Source organism: Bifidobacterium sp. N4G05, from assembly GCF_002742445.1.
Lineage (GTDB): Bacteria > Actinomycetota > Actinomycetes > Actinomycetales > Bifidobacteriaceae > Bifidobacterium > Bifidobacterium hominis.
Map to the genome: position 1 here is coordinate 105,955 of NZ_NJNQ01000001.1, position 18,324 is coordinate 124,278.

Sequence of the window (18,324 nt, forward strand, 5' to 3'; positions counted from 1 at the left end):
TTCTTTTTACGACGTATCGCATGTTCCCCATCTTTCGTTGTTTCGCCGTCTGCGATGCCGTCTGCGGTTCGGGAGATGATGGAAGTCACCGATGAAGGGATTGCGATGGCAGACAGTGATGTCAATCTGAATATGAATAATTGCGATGACGGTTGCGCAACATTTGATGTACAACGATTTTTGCGTGGTCTTGATGCGATTTTCGACGCACATAAGGCTCCTGAACAGGCTGAACCGTACCTGCAGAAGGCACGAACCGAAGCCGAACACAGTCATGATGACGCCGGTTTGCTGACGGTGTTGAACGAAACGATGGGGTTTTACCGTTCGCAAGGTCGCCATACCGACAATCTGCCGATTATCCGCGAATCGTTAAGCATTGCGGATCATTTGCATCTTCAGGAAATCGACCCGCAGACGTGGGCCACGACGCTGATCAACGCGGCCACGGGCATGCGAGCCGCAGGCCAGTACGAGGAAGCCGAGCAGCTGTACCGTCAGGCGCTTGACGCGGCCACGTCCGCCTTCTCCCCCGCCGACCGACGCCTGGCCGCACTGCATAACAATATGTCCATGTTGTACAGCGAAACCGGTTGTCTCAATCAGGCGAAGCGCGAGCTGGAACAGGCGCTGGACCTGTTGGAGCAATCTTCCCCCGATGCGAGCGCTGATATCGACGTTGCCTCCACGCACACCAATCTTGCGTTGCTGCTCCTGCAGATGGACCGGTATTGGGCGAGCGACGCCATGCAGCACGCCCAGAAAGCGTTGACAATCTACCGTACCGGGCATTTGGAACATAGTGCGCATTATGCTTCGGCGCTGGCCGGCTATGCGCAGGCCTGCTATATGGCCGGCTGCCTGCAAGATGCGGTTTCCGGTTATGAGCATGCGTTGAGCGTGATTGAAGAATGCTACGGACGCAACACCGACTACTATCACACGACTGCAGCCAATCTTGAAGCGGCAAAACAGACGTTGCATAAACACATGCCATCATCACATAAAACGCGAGAATCGCAAGAATATCAAGAATCGCAAGAATCCTTGAAATCTCAGCATTCACCGAAATCAAGCGAATCTCAGCAATCAAGTGAACCGCACTATATGACAGAATCCGGCGCATCTTCGATTCCTGCGATTTCTCACCATATTTCGGGACTTGCTTTGTCTCGCGCATTCTGGAATGATCTCGGCAAACCGTTGCTTGCCGGCGCATATTCGGCATATCAGGGGCGGATTGCCGCAGGTTTGGTCGGTTATGGTTCGGAATGTTTCGGTTTCGACGATGAGTTTTCGCGCGATCATGATTTCGCGCCGCGTTTCTGCCTGTGGCTTACCGATGAGGATTATGATGCGATTGGCGAGCAATTGCAGGCTGATTACGATGCGTTGAGTCGCGATTTCACTGTTGATGAGCAGGGCAAGCCGCATTTTGCAGGGTATGGTTCGGCTAATTCCGACGCTCTTGCCGCATCTCAATCGCCACTTACGCCGCGTGCGCAAGGCGAGTTCCGCCGTGATGGCGTGTTTCGTATCGGTGATTTCTTCGAGCGTATCACGCTGTTTCGTGAGGCTCCGGCGCAGAACGACCACGCGTCTTGGCTGAGTTTGGAGGATGCGACACTTGCCACTGCCACAAACGGTCAGGTGTTCGCTGATCCATTGGGCATGTTTTCCAAGACTCGGCAGGGGTTCAAGTTCATGCCGGAAGATGTTCGACTTTCCTTGATTTCTCGCCGTTTGGGCATGATGGCTCAGGCGGGGCAGTACAATCTGCCGCGCATGCTGCAACGTGGCGATGGTGCTGCTGCGATGTTGAGCATTCATGAGTTCGTGAACGCCACGGCTTCGTTGGTGTTTCTGATCAATGAGCCGGTGAGCGTTGGATATCTGCCGTATTACAAATGGCAGTTTGCGGCATTACGCAAGCTGAGCCGCCGTATGGCAACAAAGCTTGCAGGCGTGTGCGAGCAGTTGGAAGACATATTGCGATTGGGCTCCGCCGCATGTTTTGGTGGTGCCGGCTTCGGTGAGGGCGGCAAGGGCGCGAAGCCTGCGGCGGATCACATTATCGCCACCATTGAGCGCATCTGCAGTGATGTTGTGGATGAATTGTTGCGGGAGGGACTGACCGAATCCCACGAAACGTTTGTGGAATGGCAACGTCCGTATATTGAGGACCATATCAAGTCCGATGCAAGTTGTCTGCACAGCCTGTGATTGCAATAACTTCACTGCAGGCATCGCACATTCAGATCAGCAATAAGACGAAATCAAAAATCGAAATCAAGAATCGAAATCATATGAATAGCAGCGTAAGTTCAGATGTAATAGACGGTCACGATACAGCAAATCTTGTTGAATCCATTATCAAACTGGAATGGAATCAGTTTCAGCAAACCAATAATGAGGGCGGCCGCGCGTCCTGCCAAGGCAATTGGCCGATGTTCCATCAGATGCGTGCCAGTCAGTTCATGACGTGGCCGGAAGAATTGCTGCGCAGTTACCGGTCGGACTTGCAGGAAGCCGACCGTGTTGGACGTAATTTGGTGACGGAAAAGTATGGTCGCATGATGCAATCCACATATCCACAGGAGTATTGTGCAAACATTGCGCCGTATATTCCCCGGATTTCCGCGGATCGCAACACCTTGCAGGAAGGCATCATAACAGTTCAGGTGTCGTGGGCGCGTGATTTTCGTGAGCGTTTTCCTCATCTTGGCGAGGCGATGCGCGTGCTGACCACTGTCGAAGATACGCCAGAGACCACGTCGTTCGAAACGTATCTGCGCGGCGAATTGGGCACCTATTCCGACCGTACTGTGGCGTTATACCGCGATTTTGTGGAGCGTTTGCGGCATGAGCAGCGTAATCTAACCGAAGAGACGATTCGCAATACGGTTCGTTTGGCTGGATTTGAGGACTTGGCACAGGCTGAAGCCGCACAGTAAAACACAGTGAAAATAACACCGTGAAAATTACTGAAAACTGCAGTAAGTCCCATAAATCACAATAAAAAATGACCACCATGGTACGACCAAAATCCAACGTCAAGATGGAAAAGCAAATGTTGGATTTGGTCATGCCATGGTGGCCACGTATTTGTTTGCGATGTCAGCCTCGATTTCGTTGGTGCGGCTGATATCAGGGGTTATTCAGCTGATTCTCACAATCGTTCCGAAACCGGTGACTTATCCGAATCAGTCGAAAAGGCCGTGGTATCCGAGCTATGGGGAGCGTCGAACGGATCGTCGCCGTCCGCATCGTTTCCATTCTTGGATCGGTTTGAATGCACCGCGCTGACTATCGCCCAAATCACGGCGACGGCGATAAGCAGCACGCCGATGCCTCCGAGCAGGAATACGAAGGACTGTTTCGGATCGCTGGCCCACCACCAGAGATTCATTGGCACATGCATGCCGCAAAGCAGCGTCACCACCCCCATGAAGCACGTGAACACGCCGAGCGCGATGGTCGAACCGCTTCTTCCGGAAGGTCTGATGATGTCGTCTCCAATCTGCCGATTCTTGTGCCCGTCATTCGCACCGGCTGCCGAAGCGGTATAGGTCGGAACGCTTTGCGCTGGAACGGATTCCACGCGCGGCTTATCATCCTGCGTCGCACGCCCACTGTGCTGCGACTGGTCATACGTGGACTGCGCATCCACGGTATGCAACGTTTCGGTAGGCATATCTCCAGCATCCGTCATAACCGGCATTTCCTGGGTTTTGTCGTCGCTCATGGTCACTCCTTTCCCGCTTTGCCCAATGTGTTGTCGGACGCATACTGCACCGCGACGCTGCCGCCGATCGTTGCCATAGTATTGATCCGCAGTCCGGCTGGTCTGACCGGAGCCTTGTCATCACCGGTGAAGCACGGCCAATATTGATGATTGTCGTAGATTTCGCGGTAGGCCTTGTCTACATCCCCGTCTTTGAATGGGGAATCGGTCCTAGTGGAATCGGCGCCGGTATCCGTGCCATCTTCCGTATCGGTCTCATCATCGAAATCCTCGATGCCAGATTCATCTCCGTATGAGCCGCAACTCCAATCGTAAGTATCGTAAGTTCCCAGCGCACGCTTTTTCACTACCGATTTCGTGGAATCGTTGCCCATAAGCGAGACATAGATATTGCCGGAATCCAACGTAAGCCCGTCCGAACTGCCGACGAAATCGGTGATGTTATAGAAATTACCGTTAGACCCGAACGCCCACCAGCAGCCGTTCGGCAAGGTCACCACGACCTGTGCGCTTGAGGCCACCACATTCAACGTTCCTGTAGGGCAGGAAGTTGTGCCCTGTGTGCCATCCTGAAGATCCACTTTGTGCGGACCGTTGTTTTTCGCGTAATCGCTTAAGTCGATATGCAGCACGTCGGTGGCGTAATCATTGCCTTGCGCGACGATGCCCTGCTCGTATTTGCTCATTTCACTGGCGGTAGAGCCCATGGTGGTTATTCCCGACACATTGACCCTCTTGTAGGATGAGGGAATGCTCGTGTCAATCCGATAGCTGAACAGCGAATAACTCGCCAAAGCTATCACCATGACCAACGACATGAATATGGATATCCATGTCAGAGGATGCAATCCTCCCGTTCTTCTGCCCGCGAATCCGAGCGCGACAATAACGATTCCCGTCACCAGACAGATGCCACCGACGAATGCCGCGCATGCCTGCAACGTGTATTCGGTGCCCCGCTGCCCGCCTTGAACGCCGTACGTCATAATGCACCATACGCATAGTGCGCATGCGATCATCGTGAGACCGAACATCATCAATACCAGCAGTGGACCGGCCGGCTTACGGCGTCCCCTTCTTGGCTGCGTAGGCGTCTGCGCTACCGGGGCTGCCGGAGCGGTGAATGTTGGAGGAACATTGGCCGTGGCAAAAGCGGCCGGACCATTGGCCTGCTGTTGGTAGGCATGATACTGAGGCTGTTGAGGCTGAGGACGCTGAGGCTGAGGCGATTGCGATTCCGGTGACGAAGCCGTGTTGGCCGCCCCGTTATATGCGCCGCTCGCCTGCATCGGCTGAGTATAAGGATTCGATTGCGCCGGAGACGGCGATGCAGGAGGCACCGGCCGTCCGTACGAAGGACTTCCATATTGAGGCTGACCATATTGCGGTTGACCGTACGGAGCCTGACCATACGGGGGCTGCTGCCACTGAGCTGGACGAACATTCGGCGCATAAATCTGCCTATTGAGCAGAAGCCACAGCGCCAACGCGGCCAGCGCGAAAGCAAACCATCCTGCACCCGGCAAACAGATGGCAACAAGGCAGCACAACAGCGCGCCAATGCAATTCCAATCCCACTTGCCGTTAATCAAATCCTCAGCAAGAATCTGATTGTCGCGCTCATCCGGCAGCACAAACCACGCCAGGCCATAGAACGCGGCACCCGCGCCGAAAAACAGCGTGGCAACCATCATAAGCGCACGAACCAACGTGGTATTCCAACCAAGACGACGTGCTATGCCATCGCACACGCCGCCAATCCAACGGTCATGCCCACGCTTGACCTGGCTGGAACGAATCCACGCGAAGAAACGGCCACCGCGGGAAGGTTGCGGCGAACCGTACGCAGGCTGCCGATGATACGATTGTCCAGCAGCAGGTTGCGGCCCTGCGTTGCCGCGATCACCCAGCGGATCATTATTTGCATTGCTCATGGTTCCATTACAGCAACTCGCGCGTGCCACACGTATCGGGGAACACCCTGAATCTGCCCTGAACACTATATGAATGCCCTGAAACGGCATCCCTCACAGGGCACAATAGAAGTATGAAATCCTTAGGAAAACCGTGGTACACGCAAAGCCAATACGACCAGGCGAGCGCCGTGTATATGCGCTACTGCTGCGATCAAGCCCTGCATGAGGGACGTCTGCTGCCGACGCAGCCGGCCAAACTGCCGTTGATGCGCCCTCCATACGGACGCATGGGAGCCGGCGTATGCAAGGCGATCAGCATGCATTTGGGCATTGCTGTGCTATGGGTGCGCCTGTTTTTTCTCGCCACCACATGTCTGTTCGGCGCAGGACTGATCGCCTATGTTTTCCTGTGGATGGCACTTCCCGTAGGAGACCCCGTACAGCAGACGTACATTATTGCCGGCAAGCGTTCGCCATGGCAGGCACCGCTTTCCAGAGGCAACATGCCGTACGGAACATATCCCGTTTCCCCGGAATATCAATCTTTTACAGCTACGCAAGATGGTCAGCACACGCAACCACCATCTTTTGAAGATACGACTGAACACAACGACGGAACGTATGGCAATACGCAATCTTCCAGCGAAAACCTTGCACAGACACTGAAGAAAGCACCGAAACCCGCTTTGCTTGCATTAGCTGGTCTGATACTGCTTTCCATCTGTTTCGTCATGTTCGCAGGCGGTGTTGAACGCACTCTGATTGTGCCCCTGCTGCTTGGTCTGGTCGGTATCGGCGTCTCTTGGTTGCGTTTCAACGCTGAAGAAGGTCAGTTATGGACGATGCTTGGCGGCATTGCGATTATTTTCGCCGCATACGCTTTGTATGTCAGTTCCTGCATGCATTTTGACGCGTTTTCCATGATTCGCATACTGTGCGCCGGTTTGGCACTGCTGATTGGCGCATTGCTTGCGATTGTGCCATGGATTATGGCACTGATTCGCGATTTGGGTACGGAACGCGCGTTGAAGGAACGCGAAGAGGAACGTGCTGACATGACCGCACATCTGCATGATGGCGTACTGCAAACGTTGGCGCTGATTCAGTTGCATGCCGATGATCAGCAGACGGTGTTTTCGCTGGCGCGCTCGCAGGAACGCGAATTGCGTGAATGGCTGTATCAGGAACGCACCACGTCTGACCGTTCCGTGAACGCCGGTTTGAAAGAAATCGCCGCACATGTGGAAGACACGCATGGCAAGCCGATCGAAGTGGTGACGGTGGGCGACGCACGTCCAAGCGCGCAAACCGATGCGCTGCTTGATGCCACGCAACAGGCGCTTATCAATGCGGTGACGCATGGAGGCGAGCCGATTTCCGTCTACTGCGAGGCAAGCAGCAAATTGGTGGAAGTATTCGTACGCGACCATGGCAACGGATTTGACGTGAATGCGATTCCTGCGAATCGCCTTGGCATTCGTGAATCGATTATCGGACGAATCAAACGTCGTGGCGGTACAGTGGAGATCGTATCAAGACCGCAATGGGGCACGGAGGTGCGCATGCATATGCCGATCGCAGCAACTCCTGCGAATGCAACTACAGACGCGAATGCAACCGTAAGTACAAATATGCCAACGGAGGAACAGCAATGAACGAGCAGGAACAGCAGATCCGCATCGCCATCGTTGACGATCATGAAATGTTCCGCGCGGGCGTTATCGCAACGCTGCAGCCGCATTTCGATATCGTCGGGCAAGCGGCCGATGTCGAGGGATCGGTGGCGATGATCGCGCAGACGAAGCCGGATGTGGTGCTGCTTGATGTGCATGTTCCCGGTGGTGAGGGCGGCGGCGGAGCTGAAATTCTCGTGAAATCGCGCGCATACTCCCCAAATACCGTGTTTCTGGCACTGTCGGTGTCTGATTCGCCGCAGGATGTTGGATCGGTGATTCGTGCCGGAGCGCAAGGCTATGTAACGAAGACGATTTCCGGCGATGATTTGATTTCTTCCATCAAGCAAGTACATGAGGGCTATGCCGTGTTTTCGCCGAAATTGGCGGGATTCGTGCTCTCCGCCTTCCAAAATGGCTCACCGGCTGGCATGGGTGGCTCTGCAAGTGGACCGATCCACGATGACGAGTTGGACCGCTTGTCGAACCGTGAGCAGGAAGTCATGCGCTTGATCGCGCGCGGCTACACGTACAAGGAAGTGGCAGCGGAACTGTTTATTTCCATCAAAACCGTGGAAACGCACGTCAGCTCCGTACTACGCAAACTGCAGCTGTCAAACCGCACCGAACTCACCCGCTGGGCCGCCGACCGCCGCATCGTATAACCGAAGAATCTTCCGGCTTATTTCGTCATATTCTGCGTAGACGTTGCGGACAGGCGTACATAGCCGGAATGATGCATGGTGAATCGCATGCGATCAGCGATATACACGTCAGTGGCACGCTCGAACGGGCGTCCATCCGACGCATAGGCGATCCGGTGAATGCGCATCAGCGGAGTTTCCGCCTCGATCTGCAGCAGCTCGTTCTCCTGCTCATCGCCGACCGCCGATTCCAATGTTTCGTCGACATTGCACGGATACACGCCATAATCACGTTCGAACATGGTGTAGAACGGGGTCGTCAAATCGCGTGTAAGGAACAGAGGAAACAGATATGCCGGCAAATGCGACCGTTCCAACGAAAGCGGCCGATTTTCGATATACCGCAATCGCGTAATGTCGTAGATCATCGGATGCTCGCCCGGCAATCGCAGCAAACGCACGTCGGAAACGGAAGCCAGGGCAATCACCGCCTGCAATACTTTCGACGAAACGCGCATGCCTTGTCTTCGCGCGATCGTCGGCAATGATTCCACCGTGTTGATATTGCGTTCCAAACGTCCGTCCGATATGACGATGCCTCCGGCACGCCCGATTTTGCGGATGATTTCATGATCGGATTCCAACACGGTCAACGCATTGCGCAAATCGGAACGGCTGACGCCAAGACTTTCGGCGAGCGCCCGTTCCGATCCGAGTTTCTCTCCGGGAAGAAGCTCCTGTTCACGAATGCGAGCGCGGATACGGTAGACCAGTTCGCTCGTAGCGCTTCGCGTGCGCCCGATGCCGGTATGATCTTCCATATCCGTGCCCTTTCTTTATGGTTATCTGTCGTTTTACAGCTTCAATGTTTCCAGAGTCTTCGTGAATCCATCCATGAACCAATCCACATCGGATTCGCTGAACACCAGCGGCGGGCGCAGCTTGAGGATATTGCCGTAACGGCCGCATACGGAGGTGAGGATGTGGTTGTCACGCAGGGTTTCGAGGATATCGAGCGCTGCCTGCTGGTCGGGATCCTTGGTGCCCGGCTTGACGATTTCGCAGCCGATGTACAGGCCCGCGCCACGCACGTCGCCGATGCAGGGGTGTGCCGGCATAAGCGACGCGACGGCATCCTTGAATATTGCGCCGACCTTCTTGGCGTTGCTCATGGTGTCTTCGTCACGCATCACGTCAAGCACCGCCTGGGCCGCGGCCATGCATACCGGGTTGCCGCCGAAAGTGTTGAAGTAAGGAATGGAGCCTGCGAACGGTTCAAGTACTTCGTGGCGGGCGGCCATCATCGACGTGGGCAGACCGTTGGCCATGGGCTTGCCGGATGTGACCAGATCGGGAACAATGCCTTGGCGTCCGAATCCCCAGAATGCGTCGCCGGTGCGAGTGAAGCCCGGCTGCACTTCGTCGGCGATCCATACGCCACCCAGTTCATGAACGGTGTCGATCACCGGCTTCAGATAGCCGACCGGATCGGGGTACACGCCGTCGGAGGAGAAGATGGAGTCGGCAAGCAATGCCGCAAACTTGATGCCATGACGTTCCATATCGGCAACGGCCTTGCGCACTTCGCCAGCCATCCAGTTGCCGAATTCCTCGGCGGCGCATTCCGCGGCAGGCTTGCCGTCAATGACCAAGCGGTAAGTGTCCGGCGTGGGAATCATGCGCATGGTCAAGCCAAGCGTTTGCGCGGTGCCGAGCGCTGGGGAAAGCTTGGAGGTGAGTGCCGAATTGCCATGGTAGGCCTCGCTGGTCACGATCACGCCTTCGCCGCCAGTGTAGGTCTGCGCTACGCGAATGGCCAGATCGTTGGCTTCGGAACCAGTGCACTGGAACATGATGCGGTCAAGTTCGTCAGGCATGGTGGAGAGGATATCTTCCGCATAATGCAGGATGTTCTCATGCAGGTAGCGCGTGTGGGTGTTGAGCATCGAAGCCTGCTGGGTAAGTGCATCCACCACGCGCGGGTGACAGTGGCCGACGGATGCGACATTGTTGTACACGTCCAAGTATTCCTCGCCGTCGGCATCCCAAAGATGCGAGCCACGGCCCTTCACCAGATGCACTGGATTGCGGTAGAACAAACGGTAGGCCGGACCAAGCACGTCACGCTCTTCGGTTAGTTTGCGTGTTTCTGGGTCAAGCGCGGCCGCCATTTCCGGACGGAAGCTATTGGTGTCCATGATGGTTGATCGAGTTGCCATGATTCCTTCTTTCGTTGGCTTCCTGTGGCGTTACCCACACGGTAACGCAGTAATGTTGAGTGGCTGATACAGCGCAGAAACAAACCATTTCCGCTGTTTTCCACCTATTTGGTTGACCTTTTTACATATTTCCGATGATTGAAAAAGGCCGCATCCCAGATGAACACGGCCTTGGCAATATCGTTTTATTTCAAGAAAACGAAACGATAATCGCAGAAAATCAGTCAGTCTTCAGTCTTATATGCGACCTTTCCGCCGGAAGCGGCGAACTCTTCTTCCGGAGAAAGCACCAGGTGCTTACGTCCGTAAACCGCGAAGAAGATGGTCGCGAGAACGTAGATGACCACCATGGCGTAGACGGCCAGTCGATAATCCGGGTTCAGCAGCACGGCAACGAAAATGCAGAATGCAAGCAAACCTGCGATTACCGCGCCCGGCACGCCGAACGGACTGGTGAACGGACGCTTGATATCAGGCATCTTCTTCCTGAGGATCACATAGGAAACCATCTGCAGCAGATATGCCAGCACCGCACCCCACACGGCGATGTTCAACACCACCGAACCGGCGCCATCACCGCCGTACGCGATGATGAACAGGGCTGCGAAACCGATGATCGCGCCGACGACCAGACCCCAGTACGGCGTCTTCTTCTTACCGGTCAGCGACAGGAACGCCGGATAATAGCCCGCACGGGACAGTGAATACAGGTTGCGGCCATACGCGAACATAATGCCTTGGATGGAAGCGAGCAGACCGATCAACGCGAATGCGGACAGCACCGCGGCGAGATTGCCCGGCAGAATCGCACGATAGCCATCCAGCAACGGCTCATCGGAACCAGCGAGCGCTTCGGAACCGACCACAGCCGGGTTCAGGAACACGATGATCAGCGCGGACAATCCCAGCGTGAAAATGCACAGGCGGGACGACTTCGGAATGTTCTTTTCCGGCTCACGCACTTCCTCTGCAGCCAGAGGCAGCTGCTCAATACCAAGGAACAACCACATGGCGAACGGCATGGCGTAGAAGATGGCACCTGGGCCGAACGGCAGGAACGCGGAGTTGCCTTCGGCAGGCGTGATATTGAGCAGCGTGGAGAAATCGGCCTTACCAGTGGCGAAAGCGCCGATACCGAACAGTGCGACGATGGCGAGCGCGGCGATCGACACGACTTCGGCGAAACGGAACGACGTTTCGGCGCCCAGCCAATTGACCACTACGAAAATCGCATACAAGGCAAGCCACCAAACCCAAGCCAAGCCATGATCGTCAAGCGAATATCCGGTCAGGTTCGACAGGATCGCATCAGCGTATGCCGACGAGAAGTAGACGATGGTGGCTGCGGTCATCACATACTCGATGGTTTCCGCAAGGCCGGTGAAGAAGCCGCCCCACGGACCCATGGCGGCACGCGCGAAGGAATACGCGCCACCCGTGTGCGGCATGGCCGACGCCATCTCGCTGATGGAGTTGAGCATAAGCACGTACATGAGGTACACCACGATGGCGGCCACCAGCATGCCAGCCCATCCGGCTTGGGCGATGCCTCCGTTCCAGCCGGAGAAGTCGCCGGAGATCACCGCGGAAATGCCGATGGCCCATAGACCGAACGCTCCCGCGGTTCGCTTAAGCTGTCGTTTTGCGAAATAGTCCTTGTCGGTTTCAACGTAGGTCACGCCGCCTATCGATCGTCCCGAAACAGTTGACGCAGTCATTGTAATCGCCTTCCTCTCTTATTGTTCGGCGAGTTATGCCATTGATTCCTCGTTTGGTTGGTTGCGGTCAGATGTTGTTAAGTTATGAAAATTAAGATTTTCGTAATTGCGCATTTTTACGTGCTTACGATTGGATTTCTTGGATTTTCTGGTTTCTGCGTAATCACGCTTGTTTCATGCAACTTGCCTAATGCAGCAGCCAGAGCGGATCCTCAAGATAGTTTTTCGCGCACATCACGCTGCCGGGAGCCTGCTGTGCAGCGAGACCGTCGGGCAGGGCATCCTCACGGTGGCTGGTGGTCCAGCCAAGCATCTGCATGCGTCGGATCATGGAAAGCGCGGACATGATATGCAGTTCCCCATCCGTGAACGAACCTGCGACGCGCTGGTATCCCCTGACCCACGCCTTGGCAAGATCGGGGGCATACGGTTCATGCTCGATGAAACTCAGTGATGAAGCGTAATCGTAGAGATACCAGCTGTATCCGGCATCGTCGAAATCGATGACGGTCAGTCTCCCGTCATTGCCGCGAATCACGTTCGACGGGCGCAGGTCGGCATGGATAAGCCCCCAAGTTTCGTTGGTTCTCGGCACTTTCATCACCACGTCCATGGCCTTCCACAGCGCGGTGTCGCACAGCTGCTTCTCTTCGTCGGTGAGATTGGCGTTTTCCCAACGTCCCCAACGCGGTGCCGGACCGACCATGTTCGAAAGATCCCAATTGAAGCGGGTGAAACCGTACGGTTTGCTCCACGTGCGCGACTGCTCATGGAATTTCGCAGCCCATTCACCGATCGTCTCGTAATACGGTGCAGGATTCTCAAGATCTTCCAGCACGGTTCCTTCCACATATTTCGTGGAGATCACCGTCCAACCGACACCGTTCAGATCGGTGATTTTCGTTACGAACGTGCCACGGATGGTGGGAACCGGATTGATCAGGCTGATACCTTCGATATCATGCAACGCATTCAACCAGCTGATTTCCGACGCCACCGCCTCGGGACCTCCCACGTAGCCCGGCTGCGAGACACGTACCACGCCTTGGGGCTCGCCGTCCAGCAACAGCAGGAACGTCGCGTTCTCGGATACGGTGATGAGGTTGAGTTGCGCCCGCTGGTGGTCGATGCCCCAAGCCGCGCAAACGCCTTGGAAAAGCCAGAATGGTGCGGGGCATCCTTTGGTGAGCCCACTGAAAGTGTCTAGACTGACCGCTTGCGTAGGATCGTCAAGCAAGCTAGTGATCTGCTGTGCCATGGTGGCCTCGATTCATACATGGGATTTTTCCTGTGAGAGACATGTCCGTCAGTAAAACCTCTTCACGAAACTGTCGATACCCACGATTGTGCCGGAATCGTCCGTTACAATCACCACCGCACTGTTACGCCGCAGTTACAAAAGCGCACCGCAAGATTAATGGCTCATTACCGATGCCAGCCGAGCATCATCCAAGTTTTGGCGCAATATGCACGACATACAAAAAAGCGGGGTTTGCTGAGCAGAACTCAACAAACCCCCGCAGAATCCAAGTCCTTACCTATCCTACGATGGAATCAGTATCAGTGACGGTAACCAGTGGCGTGAACAACGCCATGGTATTCAATGCCATCTGATGATTTTCCGGAGAGCTACCGGCGCAGGCGTCGGCGGCAACGCGCACTGCCACACCGCTGTCGGCAGCAGCGAGCACGGTGGTCAGAACGCAGCAATCAGTGGCAACACCACATACCGTGATCTTTTTAGCGCCTTTAATGGCTTCGCTCAGCACGCTTCCCCACTTGCCGAAAGTGTCGCGGCTGACCACTGCATGGCCCTTTGCCAATTCCGCGGTGTCTGCAGTGAAATCGTACATCGGATCGTCGGGAGCAACCAAAAACTGCGGCCAATTCTTGAAATAATCAACCCAAGCGTTTTGCGGCGGCTCAGGCGCAACATATCGCGTGTAGACCACACGATCGCCGAACGCCCTAGCCAATCGTGCGAACGCTTCATCAGTAGTGTGATAGGAGCCGTCCGGGCAAGCCCATGCGGACCATTCACTTTCCGCAAAAACACGCTGCCTGTCGATAACTACCAGCCATTCATCTTCCGCAATCATGACTTTTCCTTTCCTTGTATTATCGCAACAATCAACTCATGCTTCCGAAACCGGCAGATCAGCTTCCTGCTTGGCAATATCGCCGCGCTGGAACATCAACGATCCCGCAAGACCAATAATCAGCGCAACAATCACACCAAGATTGGCGGCAGCCCAACTACCTTCTTTGCCACCGATAAGGAACAGCAGATAACCCTGCCAGTTCAGCCAGCTGGCGGCAGTGTTGACCACCAATCCCCAACCAAGCACGGTACCGACGACGAGAATGGCGAAAGACTTACCGTTCCACGCACCGTAACGACCCTTCGGATCATACAAATCAGCAGTGCTGTAATCCTTCTTGCGAATGATCACATCGGCCACGAACATGCCAGCCCATACGGCCATCGGCACACCGAGCGTGGTCAGAAAGCCTTGGAACGGGCCAATGAACGTGTCAGAGAAGAAAGTCACGTAGACCACGCCAAGCACAGTCAAAGCGGCGGTGAGCGCGGCAGCCACAGTACGCGTCAACTTCACACCGAACGACAGCAGCGCAAGCCCGTTGGAATAATTGTCCATAATGGAGCCGGACATCAAACCGAGCACGGCCACAATGGTGTACGGAATCAAGTACCAGGTCGGCAGAATGGAAGCAATGGCACCAATCGGATCATTTCCAACGTTTTCAGCCATATCGGCATTGGAAACAGCCAGCAGCAGACCGTAGAAAATCAGGAACACATTGGCGATGGACGCACCGAACGTGGTCCAGAACACAATGCCGCCATTAGAGGACTTGCGTGGCAGATAGCGCGAGTAATCGGCAGCGATGTTTACCCAGCCCAAGCCAAAGCCGGTCATCACGAAGAAGCAGCAGCCGAGCATGGCCGGCAATGATCCCGCAGGAACCGAGTTAATGGCGGAAAAGTCGATATGTCCCCAGCCGAGAATGAAGAAGCCGACGGTGATCACACCGGTCACGATGGTGATGACCTGCTGGCAGCGCATAATCAGGTCGTATCCGAAAATACCTGCGACCACCACAAGGCCTACCACCACAATGGTGGAGATGATCTTGGGCGCGGCGCCAGAGCCCCAACCGAGTTTTTCGATGGTGCTTGATAGCGCCAGCACAGCGGTGGTGGTCAGTGAAATCTCCCAGCCCAATGTTGCGATCCAGCTCAACGCCGCCGGCACTTTGGCACCTTCCACGCCGAACGTGGCGCGGGTGAGCACCATGGTGGGCGCGTTGCCGCGTTTGCCTGCGATGGAAATGATGCCGACCAGCAGGAACGAGACGACCACACCGATGATGGTCATGGCGGTGGCCTGCCAGAATGAAATGCCGAAGCCAAGCGCCCACGCACCGTACGACATGGCGAACATGGAGATGTTGGCGGCGAACCAAGGCCAGAACAGGCTGGCCGGCGTACCCTTACGCTCCTCTTCGGATATGGTGTCGATGCCCTGCTCCTCGATGGAGAGGGTTCCTTTCTCATTGCTCATGTGAAACTAATCTCCTTGAATCTGCCGTGCGACACTGCGGGCAGGCTATATGCACGCCACATCAGCGCAATTGTGCACATGATATAACCACTTATAGTCATTTGTACTATAAGTCTTAGAACGATCCTACCAGAAGCCGCTCAACCTCCTTTCGACCAGGGCAGGTAGCTGGCCCTCGCCGCGTTACAGCCAACGCCGAAGCGGCATTGGCGCAACGTACAGCATCCTTCAACGGCACGCCTTCGCACAGCAGGGCGCACAGCACACCTGTGTGACAATCACCGGCGCCATTGGTATCCACCGCCTTCATTGGAAAACCTGGAATTCGCAGCACTTCGCCACCGGGAATTGCCAACCACGCACCATCCGCACCCACGCGAACGATTACAGAAGATCGCAATCGATCGCACAGCCACGCAACCGTCTCTTCATTGACATTCGCGTTCTCAATCTCTTGCAAAATATCTTGCGAAACCTTGCAATCGCAAGAATTACCATTATCGAGCGCCGCCAAACGTTGCACAATCAACATTGCCTCACGTTCATTGCACGACCATATCGGACGATATGCGAGCATCGCGCGAAAAACGTCATCATCAACTGTCGCGATCATCGGAGAAGGATCGAATACAGCAGTGAACTCACGATGTTCAGTCGTTCTTTTCACAAAGGCAAGCAGTGCGTCCGCCGTGCGATGCACCAACGTATATCCACTCACATGCACGACATCCTGCTTTTCTGGATTCACGGAATCAAACGCATCGGCACTGCCATACGCTTCCGCACCTCTCGTCGAAATGAACGTCCGTTCAGCATTCGCATCGGTCAACGCCACGCAAAATCCCGAATCGCGAACGGCATCCCGCTTGCCGATATGCTGAATTCCCTGATTTTCCAACGTTTGTAGAATCTGCGAAGCCCACGGCCCCGTACCAATCACACCAGCATGAGACGCGTTAACGCCCATGCGGCGAACGGCATACAGCGTGTTGAAGCTGGCACCAACCTGCGTTTGCACATTGCCGGCGAACACATCCTCACCTGCACGCGGCACCGCGTCCACATTCATGGTCAGATCGACAATAACCTGCCCAAGAGAAATAACTTTTCCAGTCATTGCAATGCCTTTCGCACTTTCGTCATAGTTTCGCCAACCATGGCTCCTGCAGATCAAACAATATTTGCATCATTAAGCGCACTATCATCACGTAACGCGCTTAGCGACGTGACAGTGCCGACCAAATCAAGGTGATTATCTTCATCAAGTTGCGAAAGCACCCGATCAAGCATGGTTTCGTCGAAACCTTGCACACCATGCCACGCACCCAGCATCGCACCCACAATAGCCGCAATGGTGTCAGTGTCGCCACCAACAGAAGCCGCGAAACACAAAGCATGCGTGGGATCGTCAAAAAAACGCGTCGCAATGGCGAAAGCGGCGGCCACGGACTCGTTCGACTCCACGCTGGTACCGCAATCCCGCTGCAGCACAGCAGCGAATTCGTCATCATTAAGCCTGCATCCATCAGTTTCGGCCCAATTCATGAAATACTGCACACGCGCAAGCACCGAGGCCTTTGCCGACCAATTGCCACGCTGCGGAAGCTTCTGCACGAATTCCACCGCGAGGTGCAAAAAGTCACGTTCTCCTTCAACGGCAAAGCTCACCGCCGCAGCCACCAAAGTGGTTGCCTCAATGCCCTGCACCGTGTTATGCGTCACCACACAGGATTGCCAGGCGGCGTCGGCGAGCGCTTGGCCCGGGCGGAATGCGACACCCACGGGAGTGGCGCGCATTGCACCGCCGTTGGTGGTGCCGAACCGGCCGGTCTCTTCCGGACTTACGCCTTCGGTGAGTTTTTGCAGCGCGGCTTTGGTGGAAGGTCCCAGCAGGTCAAGCGATCCCTTGGCCTTCATCGCGGCTTCCCATTGCAGCAAATCGTGGGCATATCGGCCGTTATCAATGCAGCCGTTATCGGCGATAAGTCGCTGTGCGAGCACAAAAGCCTGTTCCGTGTCATCGGTGACAGCACCGGCTTTCATATTCGGCGCGATCGGCTGCTGCGGCACGGCATTCATAAGCTTCGTGATCGGACCACCGTAATACCGGCGAATCTGCTCGGCCGACATGCTTTGCGTAGGCATTCCCAACGCATCGCCCAACGCAAGCCCAGCCATGGCCCCCATAGCCCGTTCTCTCACCTGCAAACTCAACGCAAACTCCTTTCTCCAACAGTGACATGCATGGTGAAATGGCTCGGATCAAGAAATGATCGAACATATTCCACAAGCTCCCCATCCGCATCAAAGCTGTGTCTTTCGGACAAAAGAAAGACCGAATCCGCGGTTTTCTCCAGTATCGACGCGTTTTCTTCCAGCGTCCCAAATCCTCCACCCACTGGAAGAATCGGTACGCCACAGACCACCCCAGCGTCCCAAATCCTCCACCCACTGGAAGAATCGGTACGCCACAGACCACCCCAGCGTCCCAAATCCTCCAGACACTGGAGAAAAATAGACGCTCACGAATCCCTCAGCGGGAAAAATCCTCCACCCACTGGAAGAAAATGGACTCATATCGGCTCCCCCAGCGGGAAAAATCCTCCAGACACTGGAAGAATCAGTACGCCACAGACCATCCCAGCGACCCAAATCCTCCACCCACTGGAAGAATCGGTACGCTCACAGGACCGTCAGCGGGGAGATTGTTCCAGTGGATGGAAGAATACGGACTTTCACGCGCTCCCTAGCGGGAAGATTGTTCCAGTGGATGGAAGAATTAAGACTTGGACGGTGCTGAGCCGAACTTGGGCGGAGTTTAT

14 protein-coding genes are annotated in these 18,324 nt (G+C 55.2%); 4 read left to right on the plus strand and 10 right to left on the minus strand.

Annotated features, from left to right (window positions below):
* The first annotated feature begins 105 nt into the window (after positions 1-105).
* Together CE153_RS00485 and CE153_RS00490 are read left to right on the plus strand one after the other, a co-directional pair.
* A complete protein-coding gene (locus tag CE153_RS00485) occupies positions 106-2,223 on the plus strand; it encodes a DUF4037 domain-containing protein (protein ID WP_236824417.1) in 2,118 nt (705 codons plus the stop codon).
* 83 nt (positions 2,224-2,306) lie between these two features.
* Entirely contained in the window at positions 2,307-2,954 is a 648-nt protein-coding gene (locus CE153_RS00490; RefSeq protein WP_099594802.1) for a DUF4125 family protein, read from the plus strand.
* Between the two features lie 215 nt (positions 2,955-3,169).
* On the opposite strand, the gene CE153_RS00495 is transcribed toward CE153_RS00490, so the two are convergent.
* A complete protein-coding gene (locus CE153_RS00495) occupies positions 3,170-3,745 on the minus strand; it encodes a DUF3784 domain-containing protein (protein WP_099594803.1) in 576 nt (191 codons plus the stop codon).
* A gap of 2 nt (positions 3,746-3,747) precedes the next feature.
* On the minus strand, positions 3,748-5,679 hold the full coding sequence (locus CE153_RS00500) for a PspC domain-containing protein (protein WP_099594804.1): 1,932 nt from the start codon (positions 5,677-5,679) through the stop codon (positions 3,748-3,750).
* Positions 5,680-5,792: 113 nt separating this feature from the next.
* Between CE153_RS00500 and CE153_RS00505 the strand changes: the two genes are divergently transcribed.
* Together CE153_RS00505 and CE153_RS00510 are read left to right on the plus strand one after the other, a co-directional pair.
* Positions 5,793-7,316 carry an ATP-binding protein gene (locus tag CE153_RS00505; RefSeq protein WP_099594805.1) on the plus strand — a complete coding sequence of 508 codons (1,524 nt, stop codon included), beginning with the start codon at positions 5,793-5,795 and terminating at the stop codon, positions 7,314-7,316.
* Complete coding sequence (locus CE153_RS00510) at positions 7,313-7,999, plus strand: LuxR C-terminal-related transcriptional regulator (protein ID WP_004219954.1); 687 nt, start codon at positions 7,313-7,315, stop codon at positions 7,997-7,999. The genes CE153_RS00505 and CE153_RS00510 overlap by 4 nt, the downstream gene beginning before the upstream one ends.
* 17 nt (positions 8,000-8,016) lie before the next feature.
* Here the strand turns inward: CE153_RS00510 and CE153_RS00515 are convergent, their stop codons facing one another.
* The 8 genes from CE153_RS00515 to CE153_RS00550 form a co-directional block, all read right to left on the minus strand.
* Positions 8,017-8,799, minus strand: a complete 783-nt coding sequence (locus CE153_RS00515; RefSeq protein ID WP_099594806.1) for a GntR family transcriptional regulator — start codon at positions 8,797-8,799, stop codon at positions 8,017-8,019.
* A gap of 33 nt (positions 8,800-8,832) precedes the next feature.
* Positions 8,833-10,197: an aspartate aminotransferase family protein gene (locus tag CE153_RS00520; RefSeq protein WP_099594807.1), complete on the minus strand. Its 1,365-nt coding sequence runs from the start codon at positions 10,195-10,197 to the stop codon at positions 8,833-8,835.
* 224 nt (positions 10,198-10,421) lie between these two features.
* Positions 10,422-11,915: an amino acid permease gene (locus tag CE153_RS00525; protein WP_099594808.1), complete on the minus strand. Its 1,494-nt coding sequence runs from the start codon at positions 11,913-11,915 to the stop codon at positions 10,422-10,424.
* Positions 11,916-12,102: 187 nt separating this feature from the next.
* On the minus strand, positions 12,103-13,173 hold the full coding sequence (locus CE153_RS00530; protein ID WP_099594809.1) for a phosphotransferase enzyme family protein: 1,071 nt from the start codon (positions 13,171-13,173) through the stop codon (positions 12,103-12,105).
* Positions 13,174-13,453: 280 nt separating this feature from the next.
* Positions 13,454-14,014 (minus strand): cysteine hydrolase family protein, encoded by a 561-nt coding sequence (locus tag CE153_RS00535; RefSeq protein WP_099594810.1) that lies wholly within the window; start codon positions 14,012-14,014, stop codon positions 13,454-13,456.
* Positions 14,015-14,050: 36 nt separating this feature from the next.
* Positions 14,051-15,502 (minus strand): purine-cytosine permease family protein, encoded by a 1,452-nt coding sequence (locus CE153_RS00540; protein ID WP_099594811.1) that lies wholly within the window; start codon positions 15,500-15,502, stop codon positions 14,051-14,053.
* A 115-nt stretch (positions 15,503-15,617) separates the two neighbouring features.
* A complete protein-coding gene (locus CE153_RS00545) occupies positions 15,618-16,619 on the minus strand; it encodes a PfkB family carbohydrate kinase (protein WP_099594812.1) in 1,002 nt (333 codons plus the stop codon).
* 53 nt (positions 16,620-16,672) lie between these two features.
* A complete protein-coding gene (locus tag CE153_RS00550; RefSeq protein ID WP_099594813.1) occupies positions 16,673-17,689 on the minus strand; it encodes an ADP-ribosylglycohydrolase family protein in 1,017 nt (338 codons plus the stop codon).
* Positions 17,690-18,324: the final 635 nt, after the last annotated feature.